Genomic DNA, 13,003 nt, shown 5'->3' with positions numbered 1-13,003 from the left:
GTGTGACGGACTGGCGCGTTGCGCTCCCCGCCAGCTCGGCCGTCACCAGCTCCCGCACCCGCACGGCCAGTTCCCGCGTCACCGGGTCCCCGTCACACCTCCACCGACTCGCACGCCCCGCGCCCGGCAGCGTAAGGAGGAGCACGTCAGAACGCGCCCGTAGGGACATACGTCCCCCACACCCCCCGCAGCGCATCGCAGACCTCCCCCACCGTCGCCTTCGCCCGCAGGGCATCCCGCATCGGGTAGAGGACGTTGCCCGTCCCCTCGGCCGCTTTCTTCAGGTCGTCGAGCGCCGTCGACACCTCGCGGGGGTTGCGCCGGGCCCGCAGCGTGGCCAGCCGCTCCGCCTGTTCCGCCTCGATCGCCGGATCGAGGCGGAGCGGCTCGTACGGCTCCTCCTCGTCCAGCTGGAAGCGGTTGACGCCGACCACGACCCGGTCGCCGTCATCGGTCTCCCGCGCGATCCGGTACGCGTTCCGCTCGATCTCGCCCTTCTGGAAGCCCGCTTCGATGGCGGCCACCGCTCCGCCCAGGTCCTCGACCCGGCGCATCAGGTCCATGGCCGCGGCCTCCACCTCGTCGGTCATCGACTCGACGACGTAGGACCCGGCGAACGGATCGACGGTGGCGGTCACATCGGTCTCGTAGGCCAGCACCTGCTGCGTACGCAGCGCGAGCCGGGCCGCTTTGTCGGTGGGCAGCGCGATGGCCTCGTCGAAGGAGTTGGTGTGCAGGGACTGGGTGCCGCCGAGCACCGCGGCCAGTCCCTGGACGGTGACCCGGGCCAGGTTCACCTCCGGCTGCTGGGCGGTGAGCGCTACGCCCGCGGTCTGGGTGTGGAACCGCAGCATCAGCGACTTGGGATTCCGCGCGCCGAATTCCTCGCGCATCAGCCGGGCCCACATCCTGCGTGCCGCACGGAACTTGGCGACTTCCTCGAGGAGTGTCGTCCGGGAGACGAAGAAGAAGGACAGCCGCGGCGCGAAGTCGTCGACATCCATACCGGCGGCGAGGGCGGTACGGACGTAGGCGATGCCGTTGGTGAGGGTGAAGGCGATCTCCTGGGCGGGCGAGGCGCCGGCCTCGGCCATGTGGTAGCCGGAGATGGAGATGGTGTTCCACTTGGGGATCTCGGCCCGGCAGTACCGGAAGGTGTCCGCGACCAGACGCAGGGACGGCTGCGGCGGGAAGATGTACGTCCCCCGGGCGATGTACTCCTTGAGGATGTCGTTCTGGATGGTGCCGGTCAGGTGACGGGCCGCCACGCCTTCTTCCTCGCCGACCAGTTGGTAGAGGAGCAGCAGCAGCGCGGCCGGGGCGTTGATGGTCATCGACGTCGAGACCTTGTCGAGCGGGATGCCGCCGAACAGCACCCGCATGTCGTCGACGGAGTCGATGGCCACCCCGACCTTGCCGACCTCGCCGGACGCGATGGGCGTGTCGGAGTCGTGGCCCATCTGGGTCGGCAGATCGAAGGCGACCGACAGGCCGGTGGTGCCGTGGGCGATCAGCTGCCGGTAGCGGGCGTTGGACTCACGGGCGGTGCCGAAGCCGGCGTACTGACGCATCGTCCAGGGGCGCCCGGTGTACATCGACGGGTACACGCCACGGGTGTACGGGTACTCGCCGGGCGCGCCGAGCTGCCGCTCCGGATCCCAGCCGGCGAGCGCCTCGGGCCCGTACACGGGCTCGATGGGCAGGCCGCTCTCGTTGTATCGGACACTGCCCGACTCGCGCGCCATGGGGTGTACGCCTCCCACTGGGTGAATGGCATCCGGTTGTACGCCTTTGCCCAGCATGCCCGCAGGTTAGCCGCGTCGCAGCATTGGAAAGCATGAAGCGAGGCTGGTGCGGCCGGTGACATCCGGGAGTGGGCATGCGGCGAAAGAGCAAGAGCGCAAGACCCGTGGCAGGGGCGCTCCTGGTGGCTGTGGTGTGTGCGGCCGCGGTGGGCTGCCGGCCGGTGACGGTCACCGGCGCGGGGTCGGCCGACGGCAGCAACGGCCGCCCTCTGCCGACGGCGCCGGTCACGCCGTCCGCCGCTCACGCCAAGCCGCCCTCCCCCGCCCACCACGGCCGCGCCCACCGGCCCCGGCCCCGGTCGGTGATGGCCCGCGGCTCGCGCGGCGCCCAGGTCCGTGAACTCCAGGCGAGGCTGAGCCAGCTGGGCCTCTTCGGCCGGTCCCCGACGGGCTATTACGGCTCGGTCACCGCCGCCGCGGTCCGCGCGTTCCAGAAGCGGCAGGGGCTGCCGCGCACCGGGGTCCTGCCGCCCGCCGCCTGGAAGGCGCTCCGCTCGCATACCCGCGCGCCGTCGCACGACGAGCTCCGCCCGCCCACCAGCAAGCCGATCGGCATGCCCGACCGGCGCTGTATGACGGGGCGGGTGATCTGCATCAGCAAGAAGAGCCGCACTCTGACGTGGCGGGTGAACGGCAGGGTCGTCTCGGCGATGGACGTCCGCTTCGGATCGCAGTTCACCCCGACGCGCGAGGGCACCTTCCGCGTCACGTTCAAGAGCCGCCGTCACATCTCGACGATCTACCACACGGCGATGCCGTACGCGATGTTCTTCAGCGGGGGTCAGGCGGTGCACTTTTCGTCGGACTTCGCGGCGCGGGGGTATCGCGGTGCCTCGCACGGCTGCGTCAACGTCCGGGACAAGCGGCGCATCGCCGCGCTCTTCGCTGCGGTGGGGGCGGGCACGAAGGTGGTCGTCCACCGGTAGCCGGCAGGCCCACGGACTCGGTGGGCCCGGGGGGGGCGCGGGCAGGGCCGGGGGAACGTGCCCCGCCCGCGCCGTGGGCGCGGAACCGTGGGTACGGGGGGGAACCCCGGCTCGCGCGCAGCCGATGACCAGTCGGCTTCACTCACTACTGCGTCACTGGCTCAAAAAACGTCACACCCGGCCGGCGGCCGCCGTGCTCGGGGTGCTGCCGGAGGGGGCAGGCGTGGCGGTTGAGGGTGTGGGGGCGGGGGTGGCGGTGCCGGGCGACGGGGTGGGGCTCGGGGAGGTGGCGGGGTGCTCGTCGTCGTCCTCGTCGCCGCCCTGACCGCTGCCGTTCTGGCCACCGATCGGTGCGCCGCCGACGAGGCCGTCGTCGTTGCCCCCACCGCCGACCTGGTTCGCCAGGTACTGACGGCAGAAGGCGTGCACCTTTTCCGCGCCGCCCGCCGCGCGCTCCAGGCGCCGCCGGGTGGCGGGGTCCATGCCGCCCTTGCCGGATTCGTATTCACGGCACAGCGCCAGGACGAACTTCCTGCGGTCGTCTCCGCCCTGGCCGGGCTTGGACTTCTGGTCGTCGCCCTGGCCGGTGCCGGTGGGGCTGCCGCTGCCGGGGCCTGTGGTGCCGGGGGGACTGGTGTCGCGCGTAGACCCGCCCGGTGACGGGGTTGCGGTGGGGCCGGTCGTCCCGGGGCTGGGGCTGCCGTCCGGTGACCGGGTGGCATCGGTCTCGGCGCCGGGGTCCGGGGATTCGAGGGTGCCCGGGGTCTCGGCGGCGGAGACGCTGGCGGCGGGCTCGGGGTCGGCGCCGCCGCCCTGGAAAGGGGTCGGCAGCACGCCCGTGCCGGCCGCGACGGCCACGCCACCGATCGCGCAGACCGCGAGGGCGACGGCGAAGCCGCGCCGGAAGGGGCGCGCGAGGCGGGTGCGTTCGGCGACGCCGCCGGAGCGGGTGGTGTGGACCGAGGTGACCTCGGCGGCCGCCGAGCGGCGGCGCGGCCGCGCGCCGGGGCCGTGCTGGGCCCGGCGGAACGCGGCCACCGCGGCCGCTTCGCCGGGCAGCTCGGCGCTCTGGGCCGGGCCCCCGCCGACCGCCGCGGCGGCATCGAGGAGCTGCTGGAGTTCGCGTGCGCCGTTGCCGTCCGGGGCACTGACCGGGTCGCCACGCAGCAATCGCTCCGCGGCGTCCTTGTCGAGCCACTCGTACCGGTCGTCGGCCATCACATGTCCTTCTGCGTTCGTGCGGCCGTTTCCGTCACACCTGGTACGTACGATTCCGCCACGCCGTCGCGGCGTCTTCGGCCCTGGGCGGGCACCCCGTCCACCATTCCGCCGCCCTTGCGCGGGCCTCGTGCGGCCGGGCCGGAGGCGCGGTCTTCGCCCTGGTCGGCGCCGCCTTGAGCTCCGTCATGAGCTCCGTCATGAGCTCCGTCGCGAGCCCCCTCGCGAATGCCGCCTTCGCCGTCGTCGGGCTCGGCCTCGAGCAGTTCGGCGAGCTTGCGCAGTCCCCGGTGCGCCGCGGTGCGCACCGCTCCGGACCGCTTGCCGAGCACCTGGGCGGCGCTCTTGGCGTCGAGTCCGACCACCACGCGCAGCACCACGGCCTCGGCCTGGTCCTGCGGCAGCCGGGCTATCAGGCGCAGGGTGCGGCCGGTACCCAGGGCCTCGAGCGCCTCGCCCGCGGTGTCGGACAGCGCGGGGGTGTCGGCCAGTTCGCTCTCGTCGCCGCCGATCGCCGGACGGCGGCCGCGCATGCGTATGTGGTCCAGGGCGCGGTTACGGGCGATCCGGGCGGCCCAGCCGCGGAAGCGGTCCGCGTCGCCGCTGAAGCGGGCGAGGTCGCGGGTTATCTGGAGCCAGGCTTCGGACGCGACATCCTCTGCGTCCGGTTCGCCCACCAAGGTCCGTACATATCCGAGAAGTCGGGGATGTACGGCGCGGTAGACGGTGCGGAACGCCGCCTCGTCACCATCCTGTGCCGCCTGCACGGCAACGGTCAGCCGACTGTCGTCCGGCTGAATGTCGTCCCCTCGCACGGGTCCATCCTGTCGCACGCGGAATGTCCGCCGCCCGGTCCTGGCTGCTCTTTCGGTTCGCTCAGCTGCTTCGCTGACCCCGGGTAACCCGGCTGTTCCTGCAGACCGTAACCCGTGCGATCACACGCTCCGAACCCGGGCCACCGCGTGGAGCGACGGAGGTCCCGGTGACCGGACGGGCACCGAGCCGCCCGAAGTGGCCCGCGTCCGCCGCCGCGACCGCCGTGTGGTGCGCGCACCGATCCATCTGGAACTCCTCGCAAACACGGCCGTTTCCGGCCGCGGCAACAGGCCTGCCCCGTGCGCCTTCCGGCGCGAACCCGCACGTTACGGGCCTGGCCCGGCCCGCGTCCAGACCGCTCGCCCAGCGCCTCCCCGTACCCCCCGTGACGCTCGTGTGACGCTTTCGCGCCGTCTGGCGCTGTATCGATTAGGGACCCGTAACGGGCCCCTCGTGAACGACGGCCGGGGCCTCTCCTGTGGGGGGTGGCGGCCCCGGCCGTCCCTCGATTCACACCAAAATCACACCCGGCCGGCGAGCGCCTTGAAGCTCTGCCAGGACATTTTCGGCATTCCCGGGTCCCAGGTTTTCTGCGCCAGCGCCGCCAGCGGCAGCTGGATCCCGGCCGCGACCTGCTGCGGCGTCTGCGCACCGGAGAGGTCGGCCCAGATCGCGAACCGCGCGCCCGGCACCCGGTCCGGCCCGGTCTGGCTCGTGGGCACCGCCACCGGGGAGGTGCCGCGCAGCACCCGCGGGGTCCAGCTGCGGTAGATCCGCTCACCGGTCGGATAGGTGAACTGGTTTGGCTCGCCGAGCACGTAGTAGAGGTACTCGTCGTTGAAGTTCATGACGTTGCGGCCCTCGCGCAGGAACGCCGCCGGGTCGCGCTTGCCGATCTCCTTGCCGGTCCAGTAATCGACCATCCGGTCCTTGTCGGCGGTGACCTTCCCATCGGCGAAGAAGCCGTCGTTCCAGGCCTCGATGCGGTTCTTGCCCGCGGCCTTCACGGTCTTCTCCCGGTCGTTGAGCCAGCCGGTCGCCAGGTCCTCGATGGTGGCGCCGGATCCGTACTTCTCCCGCGCGGCCCGCGCCAGCTGCGGGTAGGAGGTCTCCGGGTCGCTGGACATCAGCGCCTGGTACTCGTCGCCGCCCAGATGCCAGTAGGCGTCGGCGCCCTTGGGGTTGCTGAACAGCGCCGCGTACTCGCGCAGCAGCGAGTCGATGAGCTGGGCGGCCTTCGGCTTGGAGATGTCGATCGCGCCCTTGACCGGCCGGCCCTGGGCATTGCGCAGGACGAGATCGGGATAGTGGTCGAGGACGGCGCCCAGGTGGCCCGGCGAGTCGATCTCGGGGATGACCGCGATGTGCCGGCTGCGCGCGACCTTGATCAGATGCCGTACCTGGTCCTTGGTCAGGTGGTCCTGGGAGACGATCTCGGGGTGCGTATCGCTTTGGATGCGCCATCCCTGGTCGTCGGAGAAGTGCAGCTGGAACTGGTTCAGCTTGAGGTCGCCGAGCTCCTTGATCCGGTCCTCGATCCAGGCCGCGCTGAACGGCTTACGGGCGTTGTCCAGCGACAGGCCGCGCTGCGGGCGGTCCGGCTGGTCCTTGATGGTGCCCTCGGGCAGGCCTCCGGCGGAGCGCACGGCCTGTTTGACGGTGCGGGTGCCGTTGAAGATTCCGGCGTCCGTCGGGGCCGTCAGAGTGAGCCGGGTGCCGCGGGCGGTGAGGGTGTAGGCCTCGTCGGCGGTGCTCCGGGCCGGCGCGTTGTCCGGCCGGCCGGCCCCTTTTTTCCCGGTGAGCTTCACCTCGATATCACCTGGCCGTACGGTCTGGTCACCCCACACCACCGGCAGCCCGCCGAGATCTTGGGCCATGAGTTGCGCCTCATCGGCAATGGTGCTCTTCTGCCCGGCCGACACGACGATCCGGGCTCCCTTGGACGGGCGCCAGCCGCGGCCGTCGGCCGGGGAGAAGTCCCGTACGGCGGGGATGACCTGCGGCTTGCCGGTGACGGCGGCCCAGGTGGGCGTGGGTGCGGGGGCTGCCGAGGTGCCTGTACTGCCCGGTGGCTGGGAGTCGGCGGCGCCGGAGCAGCCGGTGAGCGCCAGCGCCGAAGCGAGCGCCGGGGCCAGCAGCCCGGCCGACCAGGCCACCGGGGTTTTGCGTGACCTCGGGTGGGTCGGGTTCGACATCGTGCAATCCTCACTTTTCGGGGCGAAGGCATTGCCAGGTGTGCGGGGTCGCCGTCCACTAAGTGCGCGAAAGCTCTCTCATCCGGGTGAAATTCGCGCATCCATCGGACAGCGGTCGACAAGCGTCGTTAGCGTGGCGATTCCATCCGTCACCCCCGTCCCAGGGGTCCCGGATCGACGGCTTTTGCCGGGGTGTCGTGTCGCGCGCAGCGCCGCCACCACACCCGCCTCCCCTTCCGTACGCGTCCGGCGTCCGTCCGGTTCCTCTCCAGCTTCCGTCAGCCGTCCATCCCGCACCCGTCGAAAGATCCATCCGCCCCATCTGAGCCGTCCGGCCCCTCCGCAGTCCAGCCCCTGTCCATTTCCCACCCTCCGTCCGCCCGAGGAGCCCACGCTGTCCGGTGACACATCGACCACCCGGCCGACGACGCTTCCCCCGCTCACCGCCCCGTGCGGCATACGCCCGCACAGCCGGGCCGCGGTACCTCAGGGCCGGGGGTCCGGCACCGGGCTCGACCGCTTCAACACCGTGCCGCGCGATGACGCCGAGGCCGCCTTGCTGACCTGCTGCGGCTGCGACCGCTGGGCCCAGCGGATCGCCGCGCACCGCCCGTACCCCGATCTGGAGTCGCTGCTGGCCGCCTCCGACGAGGCCTGCTACGACCTCGCCCCGGCCGAGGTGGACGAGGCACTCGCCCGGGAATCGGTCTCCCCGCACCCGCTCGTCGGCGCCCGCGGGCCCGGCACACTCGCCGCCCACACCGCCCTGCGGGCCGCGCACGCCGAGTACGAGCGCCGCTTTCGACATGCCTTCGTCATCTGCCTGGACGGCTACCGCGACGACGAACAGCTGGACCAGGTGCTGTGCGGCATCCGCACCCGGCTCGGCAATGAGCCGGACGAGGAGCGGGTGGTCGCCGCCGAGGAGCTGCGCCGGCTCACTCGCGGCAGGGTGGCCCGACTCGCGGCTTCTCTCCCGTAAAGGACCGGTTGGTGCTTGTGTGATAGCCCGTTGGTGGCTGTTTGATCACACCTAAGGACCCCCGCGCGAGGAACCGACAACTCGTCGATACGATGACGAGCGGCCGGTGGACCGTACCCGGCCGGGCCCGACCGACAGAGAAGCCGGCGCGGCCCTAATCCCCGCTCCCGGAGGGTTCTTCCGTGCCGGCTGGAACGCTGTACCGCGGCCGGGAAGGCATGTGGTCCTGGGTGGCTCATCGAGTCACTGGCGTCCTCATTTTCTTCTTCCTGTTCGTACACGTCCTCGACACCGCTCTCGTACGCGTCTCCCCCGAGGCGTACGACAACGTCGTGGCGACTTACAAGACACCGATCGTCAATGTGATGGAGTACGGCCTGGTGGCCGCCATCCTCTTCCACGCTCTCAATGGCCTGCGGGTCATCGCGGTGGACTTCTGGGCCAAGGGCCCGAAGTACCAGAAGCAGATGCTGTGGTCCGTGGTCGGTGTCTGGGTCGTTCTGATGGCCGGTGCCTTCTACCCCGTGCTGCAGCACACCCTGCGCACGCTGTTCGGGAGCTGATGACGCGAGATGTCTGCTGAAACGACTCCTGTGAACGACTCCGTGTCCCTCTACGACGTGGACCACCCGGCGCCGGTGATCGAGCCGCCGCGCAAGCGCACGGGCAAGACCCCGAAGTCGACCCGTACCAACTTCGAGCTGTACGGCTGGCTGTTCATGCGGCTGTCCGGCATCGTCCTGGTCGTCCTGGTCCTGGGCCACCTGCTGATCCAGCTCGTGCTGGACGGCGGCGTCTCCAAGATCGGCTTCGCGTTCGTGGCCGGCCGCTGGGCCTCGCCGTTCTGGCAGGCCTGGGACCTGGTCATGCTGTGGCTGGCCATGCTGCACGGCGCCAACGGCCTGCGCACCGTCATCAACGACTACGCGCAGCGGGACAACACCCGCTTCTGGCTGAAGATGCTGCTGTACACCGCCACGGTGTTCACCGTCCTTCTGGGCACGCTGGTGATCTTCACCTTCGACCCGAACATCCGCTAGGCCCCGGGGCTGAGGTAACCGACCCATGAAGATCCATAAGTACGACACCGTCATCGTCGGCGCCGGCGGCGCGGGCATGCGCGCGGCCATCGAGTCGACGAAGCGCAGCCGCACCGCGGTCCTGACGAAGCTCTACCCGACCCGCTCCCACACCGGCGCCGCCCAGGGCGGCATGGCCGCCGCCCTCGCGAACGTCGAGGAGGACAACTGGGAGTGGCACACCTTCGACACGATCAAGGGCGGCGACTACCTGGTCGACCAGGACGCCGCCGAGATCCTCGCGAAGGAGGCCATCGACTCGGTCCTCGACCTCGAGAAGATGGGCCTGCCGTTCAACCGCACCCCGGACGGCACGATCGACCAGCGCCGCTTCGGCGGTCACTCCCGTAACCACGGTGAGGCCCCGGTCCGCCGGTCCTGCTACGCCTCGGACCGCACCGGCCACATGATCCTCCAGACGCTGTACCAGAACTGCGTCAAGGAGGGCGTGGAGTTCTTCAACGAGTTCTACGTGCTCGACCTGCTGCTCCAGGACGTCGACGGCGTCAAGAAGTCCGCGGGCGTCGTGGCGTACGAGCTGGCCACCGGCGAGATCCACGTCTTCCAGGCGAAGGCGATCATCTTCGCCTCCGGCGGCACCGGCAAGTTCTTCAAGGTGACCTCCAACGCGCACACCCTGACGGGTGACGGCCAGGCGGCCGCCTACCGCCGTGGCCTGCCGCTGGAGGACATGGAGTTCTTCCAGTTCCACCCGACGGGCATCTGGCGCATGGGCATCCTCCTGACCGAGGGTGCGCGCGGCGAGGGCGGCATCCTTCGCAACAAGGACGGCGAGCGCTTCATGGAGAAGTACGCGCCCGTCATGAAGGACCTCGCGAGTCGTGATGTCGTCTCGCGCTCCATCTACACGGAGATCCGTGAGGGCCGCGGCTGCGGCCCCGAGGGCGACCACGTCTACCTGGACCTCACCCACCTGCCGCCGGAGCAGCTGGACGCCAAGCTGCCCGACATCACCGAGTTCGCGCGCACGTACCTCGGCATCGAGCCCTACACGGACCCGATCCCGATCCAGCCGACCGCGCACTACGCCATGGGCGGCATCCCGACCAACGTCGAGGGTGAGGTCCTCTCGGACAACACCACCGTCGTCCCGGGCCTGTACGCGGCCGGCGAGGTCGCCTGTGTCTCCGTGCACGGCGCCAACCGCCTGGGCACCAACTCGCTCCTGGACATCAACGTCTTCGGGCGCCGGGCCGGCATCGCGGCGGCGGAGTACTCGGCCACGGCCGAGTACGTCGAGCTCCCCGAGGAGCCGGCGCAGCTCGTCGTCGACCAGGTCGAGCGGCTGCGCACCTCCACCGGCACCGAGCGGGTGGCGGAGCTGCGCAAGGAGCTCCAGGAGTGCATGGACGCCAATGTGATGGTGTTCCGCACCGAGCAGACGATCAAGACGGCCGTCGAGAAGATCGCCGAGCTGCGCGAGCGGTACCTGAACGTGTCCATCCAGGACAAGGGCAAGCGGTTCAACACCGACCTGCTGGAGGCCGTCGAGCTGGGCAACCTGCTCGACCTGGCCGAGGTCATGGCGGTGTCCGCGCTGGCCCGCAAGGAGTCCCGCGGCGGTCACTACCGCGAGGACTACCCCAACCGCGACGACGTCAACTTCATGCGGCACACCATGGCGTACCGCGAGGTGGGCGCAGACGGCACCGAGTCGATCCGCCTCGACTACAAGCCGGTCGTGCAGACCCGCTACCAGCCGATGGAGCGTAAGTACTGATGAGCACCCCGACTCTCGACAAGCACTCCGCGGCACTGGACGCGGCCGAGGACGGCGCTTCGCATCTGATCACGGTCACCTTCCGGATCCGCCGGTTCAACCCGGAGGTCTCGGAGGACGCGAGCTGGGAGGACTTCCAGCTGGAGATCGACCCCAAGGAGCGCGTCCTGGACGCCCTCCACAAGATCAAGTGGGAGCTGGACGGGACGCTGACCTTCCGTCGTTCCTGCGCCCACGGCATCTGCGGTTCGGATGCCATGCGGATCAACGGCCGCAACCGTCTCGCCTGCAAGACGCTGATCAAGGACATCAACCCTGAGAAGCCGATCACCGTCGAGGCCATCAAGGGCCTGACGGTGCTGAAGGACCTTGTCGTCGACATGGAGCCCTTCTTCCAGGCGTACCGCGATGTGATGCCGTTCCTGATCACGACCGGCAATGAGCCGACCCGTGAGCGCCGGCAGTCCGCCGAGGACCGCGAGCGCTTCGACGACACCACCAAGTGCATCCTGTGCGCCGCGTGCACGTCCTCGTGCCCGGTGTTCTGGAACGACGGCCAGTACTTCGGCCCGGCGGCGATCGTCAACGCGCACCGCTTCATCTTCGACTCGCGTGACGAGGGCGGTGAGCAGCGGCTGGAGATCCTGAACGACAAGGACGGTGTCTGGCGCTGCCGGACGACCTTCAACTGCACGGACGCGTGCCCGCGTGGCATCGAGGTCACGAAGGCGATTCAGGAAGTCAAGCGGGCGCTGATCACCCGGCGCTTCTGACTTTGCGGCCAAACCGCCGCCGCTCTCGCGGAGGTGGCTGCTCGCCGCGTGGGTTCCTCAATTGATGGTTGCGGTACCTGCAAGCAGGGCCCGGCACCCGGTGATCGCACCGGGGGCCGGGCCCTTGCGCATCTGGCTTTCCGCCTCCCAGGCCGGATAGACCAGCACCGGCCGCAGCGCCTCGTCCGCGAGCGCCACCGGATCGTCGCGGCAGAAGTACGACGGGACGAAGACCAGGCCGCGCCCCTCCAGATGGAGGTCCCGCTCCACCGGGTAGTCGACCTCCAGCACCGGCGGCCGCCATCGCATCGCCGGTCCGAACGTCCGCAGCATCGCCTCCGCCCCGGCCTCGTCCAGCGCATGCCGGCGCAACGCCCGGTCCGTGGCGACCCGTTCGGCGATCACCGGCCAGGACGGCGCGATGGCGTGATGGTGGTACGTGCGCAGGCTGCGGGCGAGATGCCGCAGCGCGGCCGGCTCCCCCGCCGCGATATCGCGCGTCCAGCCCGGCAGCGCCCGATGTCCGGCCAGTACGGCCAGCTCGGCGCGCAGCCGCGTCCGTGGCGTGCTCATCACGGCCTCCAGGCCCGGCTCGACACCGTCGGCGGTGGCGGTCGGGGTGAGGAAGTCCGGAAAATAGCCGTGCTGCGGCACCAGCGGGAAGAGGGTCCGTAACGGCCCCGGGCCGTGCCGCACGGCATGCCGCCGCCACGCGGCCAGGGCGGGCTCGGTCCGGCTCTCGCGCAGTGCGTGCAGGCTCAGGATGGTCTCCCACAGCGGATCGGCCCCCTCGGCCACGCGCGTACGCGCCAGATCCTGTGCGGTGAAGTGCACTCGCAGCACATCGTCCCCCGGTATTCGGGATCCCCCGCTCTGCCGGGGCCCGCCGCTCCCCCGAGCGACGTGCACAAGAGAATCCGTCGGCCGGGCGCTTGCCGCAAGCCAGACACGCGGAAGGAGCGGCAGAGGTTCGCCGCGGTTTCGGCTCCCCGCCCGCTCCGTGCCGCTCCGGCTGCTCAGGCCGAACGCAGCGCCCTCGCGGCCAGCGCCTCGTCCTGTGCCCGCCGCTCCCGCATGACCTGCGCATACGCCTCCAGGGCGGCCCGACGGCGCTGCAACTCGGCTATTTCCGCGTCCAGTTGGGTCCTCTGCCGCTCGATCGTGCCGCAGGACAATGCGCAGGAGGCCAGTCCCGGGCCGCCCTGGGCACAGGGCAGCAGAGCGCGGATGTCGTCCGTGTTGAGCCCGGTGGCCAGGAGTTCGCGTATCCGGGCGACGGTTTCGAGCGATTCGGCGTCATAGCGCCGGTAGCCGCTGGCGTCCCGCCGGGCTCGGAGCAGCCCGCGCTGCTCGTAGTAGCGCAGCGAGCGCGTACTGACGCCGCTGCGCCGCGCCAGCTCGCCGATCCGCATCCGGTCCCGCTCCCCCATGACCCGCTCCCCCATACCCCGTTCGCCCCGATCCCGAT

The 13,003-nt window shown here is 70.6% G+C and carries 12 protein-coding genes; 6 read left to right on the top strand and 6 right to left on the bottom strand.

Translation table 11 applies throughout. The features are described from left to right. Positions 1-146 precede the first annotated feature (146 nt). Positions 147-1,745 carry an acyl-CoA mutase large subunit family protein gene (locus ACZ4S3_RS07525; protein ID WP_467927701.1) on the bottom strand — a complete coding sequence of 533 codons (1,599 nt, stop codon included), beginning with the start codon at positions 1,743-1,745 and terminating at the stop codon, positions 147-149. Between the two features lie 134 nt (positions 1,746-1,879). On the opposite strand from ACZ4S3_RS07525, the gene ACZ4S3_RS07520 reads away from it, so the two are divergent. After that, a complete protein-coding gene (locus tag ACZ4S3_RS07520) occupies positions 1,880-2,731 on the top strand; it encodes a L,D-transpeptidase family protein (RefSeq protein WP_467927696.1) in 852 nt (283 codons plus the stop codon). Between the two features lie 171 nt (positions 2,732-2,902). Here ACZ4S3_RS07520 and ACZ4S3_RS07515 read toward each other — a convergent pair whose 3' ends face one another. From ACZ4S3_RS07515 to ACZ4S3_RS07505, 3 genes are all read right to left on the bottom strand, one after another. Next, on the bottom strand, positions 2,903-3,949 hold the full coding sequence (locus tag ACZ4S3_RS07515; protein WP_467927692.1) for a hypothetical protein: 1,047 nt from the start codon (positions 3,947-3,949) through the stop codon (positions 2,903-2,905). Further along, on the bottom strand, positions 3,949-4,764 hold the full coding sequence (locus ACZ4S3_RS07510; protein ID WP_467927688.1) for an RNA polymerase sigma factor: 816 nt from the start codon (positions 4,762-4,764) through the stop codon (positions 3,949-3,951). Before ACZ4S3_RS07510 ends, ACZ4S3_RS07515 begins: the two co-directional genes overlap by 1 nt. Before the next feature lie 522 nt (positions 4,765-5,286). After that, entirely contained in the window at positions 5,287-6,960 is a 1,674-nt protein-coding gene (locus ACZ4S3_RS07505) for a beta-N-acetylhexosaminidase (protein ID WP_467927687.1), read from the bottom strand. Positions 6,961-7,489: 529 nt separating this feature from the next. On the opposite strand from ACZ4S3_RS07505, the gene ACZ4S3_RS07500 reads away from it, so the two are divergent. The 5 genes from ACZ4S3_RS07500 to ACZ4S3_RS07480 all read left to right on the top strand — a co-directional run bounded on the left by ACZ4S3_RS07500 (position 7,490) and on the right by ACZ4S3_RS07480 (position 11,535). Next, complete coding sequence (locus ACZ4S3_RS07500) at positions 7,490-7,942, top strand: 2-oxo-4-hydroxy-4-carboxy-5-ureidoimidazoline decarboxylase (RefSeq protein ID WP_467927684.1); 453 nt, start codon at positions 7,490-7,492, stop codon at positions 7,940-7,942. A 182-nt stretch (positions 7,943-8,124) separates the two neighbouring features. Then, complete coding sequence (gene sdhC, locus ACZ4S3_RS07495) at positions 8,125-8,505, top strand: succinate dehydrogenase, cytochrome b556 subunit (RefSeq protein WP_467927680.1); 381 nt, start codon at positions 8,125-8,127, stop codon at positions 8,503-8,505. Between the two features lie 9 nt (positions 8,506-8,514). Next, entirely contained in the window at positions 8,515-8,982 is a 468-nt protein-coding gene (locus ACZ4S3_RS07490) for a succinate dehydrogenase hydrophobic membrane anchor subunit (RefSeq protein WP_467927675.1), read from the top strand. A gap of 25 nt (positions 8,983-9,007) precedes the next feature. Then, positions 9,008-10,762, top strand: a complete 1,755-nt coding sequence (gene sdhA, locus ACZ4S3_RS07485; protein ID WP_467927670.1) for a succinate dehydrogenase flavoprotein subunit — start codon at positions 9,008-9,010, stop codon at positions 10,760-10,762. Further along, the gene (locus ACZ4S3_RS07480; protein ID WP_467927665.1) at positions 10,762-11,535 is read left to right on the top strand and encodes a succinate dehydrogenase iron-sulfur subunit; all 774 of its coding nucleotides are present in this window, start codon (positions 10,762-10,764) and stop codon (positions 11,533-11,535) included. The genes sdhA and ACZ4S3_RS07480 overlap by 1 nt, the downstream gene beginning before the upstream one ends. Positions 11,536-11,592: 57 nt before the next feature. Here the strand turns inward: ACZ4S3_RS07480 and ACZ4S3_RS07475 are convergent, their stop codons facing one another. After that, positions 11,593-12,369 (bottom strand): hypothetical protein, encoded by a 777-nt coding sequence (locus ACZ4S3_RS07475; protein WP_467927663.1) that lies wholly within the window; start codon positions 12,367-12,369, stop codon positions 11,593-11,595. 182 nt (positions 12,370-12,551) lie between these two features. After that, positions 12,552-12,965 carry a MerR family transcriptional regulator gene (locus ACZ4S3_RS07470; protein WP_467927658.1) on the bottom strand — a complete coding sequence of 138 codons (414 nt, stop codon included), beginning with the start codon at positions 12,963-12,965 and terminating at the stop codon, positions 12,552-12,554. Positions 12,966-13,003 lie beyond the last annotated feature (38 nt).

The organism is Streptomyces sp. NPDC028368, assembly GCF_055565615.1.
Note: the sequence above shows the minus strand (reverse complement) of the source record. Positions and strands in the feature narration are given on the sequence as shown.

What these genes read in the sequence shown, in the direction of transcription:
- ACZ4S3_RS07525 (WP_467927701.1), bottom strand. Translation starts at nt 1,745, where the DNA reads ATGGCGCGCGAGTCGGGCAGTGTCCGATACAACGAGAGCGGCCTGCCC.
- ACZ4S3_RS07520 (WP_467927696.1), top strand. Translation starts at nt 1,880, where the DNA reads ATGCGGCGAAAGAGCAAGAGCGCAAGACCCGTGGCAGGGGCGCTCCTG.
- ACZ4S3_RS07515 (WP_467927692.1), bottom strand. Translation starts at nt 3,949, where the DNA reads ATGGCCGACGACCGGTACGAGTGGCTCGACAAGGACGCCGCGGAGCGA.
- ACZ4S3_RS07505 (WP_467927687.1), bottom strand. Translation starts at nt 6,960, where the DNA reads ATGTCGAACCCGACCCACCCGAGGTCACGCAAAACCCCGGTGGCCTGG.
- ACZ4S3_RS07490 (WP_467927675.1), top strand. Translation starts at nt 8,515, where the DNA reads ATGTCTGCTGAAACGACTCCTGTGAACGACTCCGTGTCCCTCTACGAC.
- sdhA (WP_467927670.1), top strand. Translation starts at nt 9,008, where the DNA reads ATGAAGATCCATAAGTACGACACCGTCATCGTCGGCGCCGGCGGCGCG.
- ACZ4S3_RS07480 (WP_467927665.1), top strand. Translation starts at nt 10,762, where the DNA reads ATGAGCACCCCGACTCTCGACAAGCACTCCGCGGCACTGGACGCGGCC.
- ACZ4S3_RS07470 (WP_467927658.1), bottom strand. Translation starts at nt 12,965, where the DNA reads ATGGGGGAGCGGGACCGGATGCGGATCGGCGAGCTGGCGCGGCGCAGC.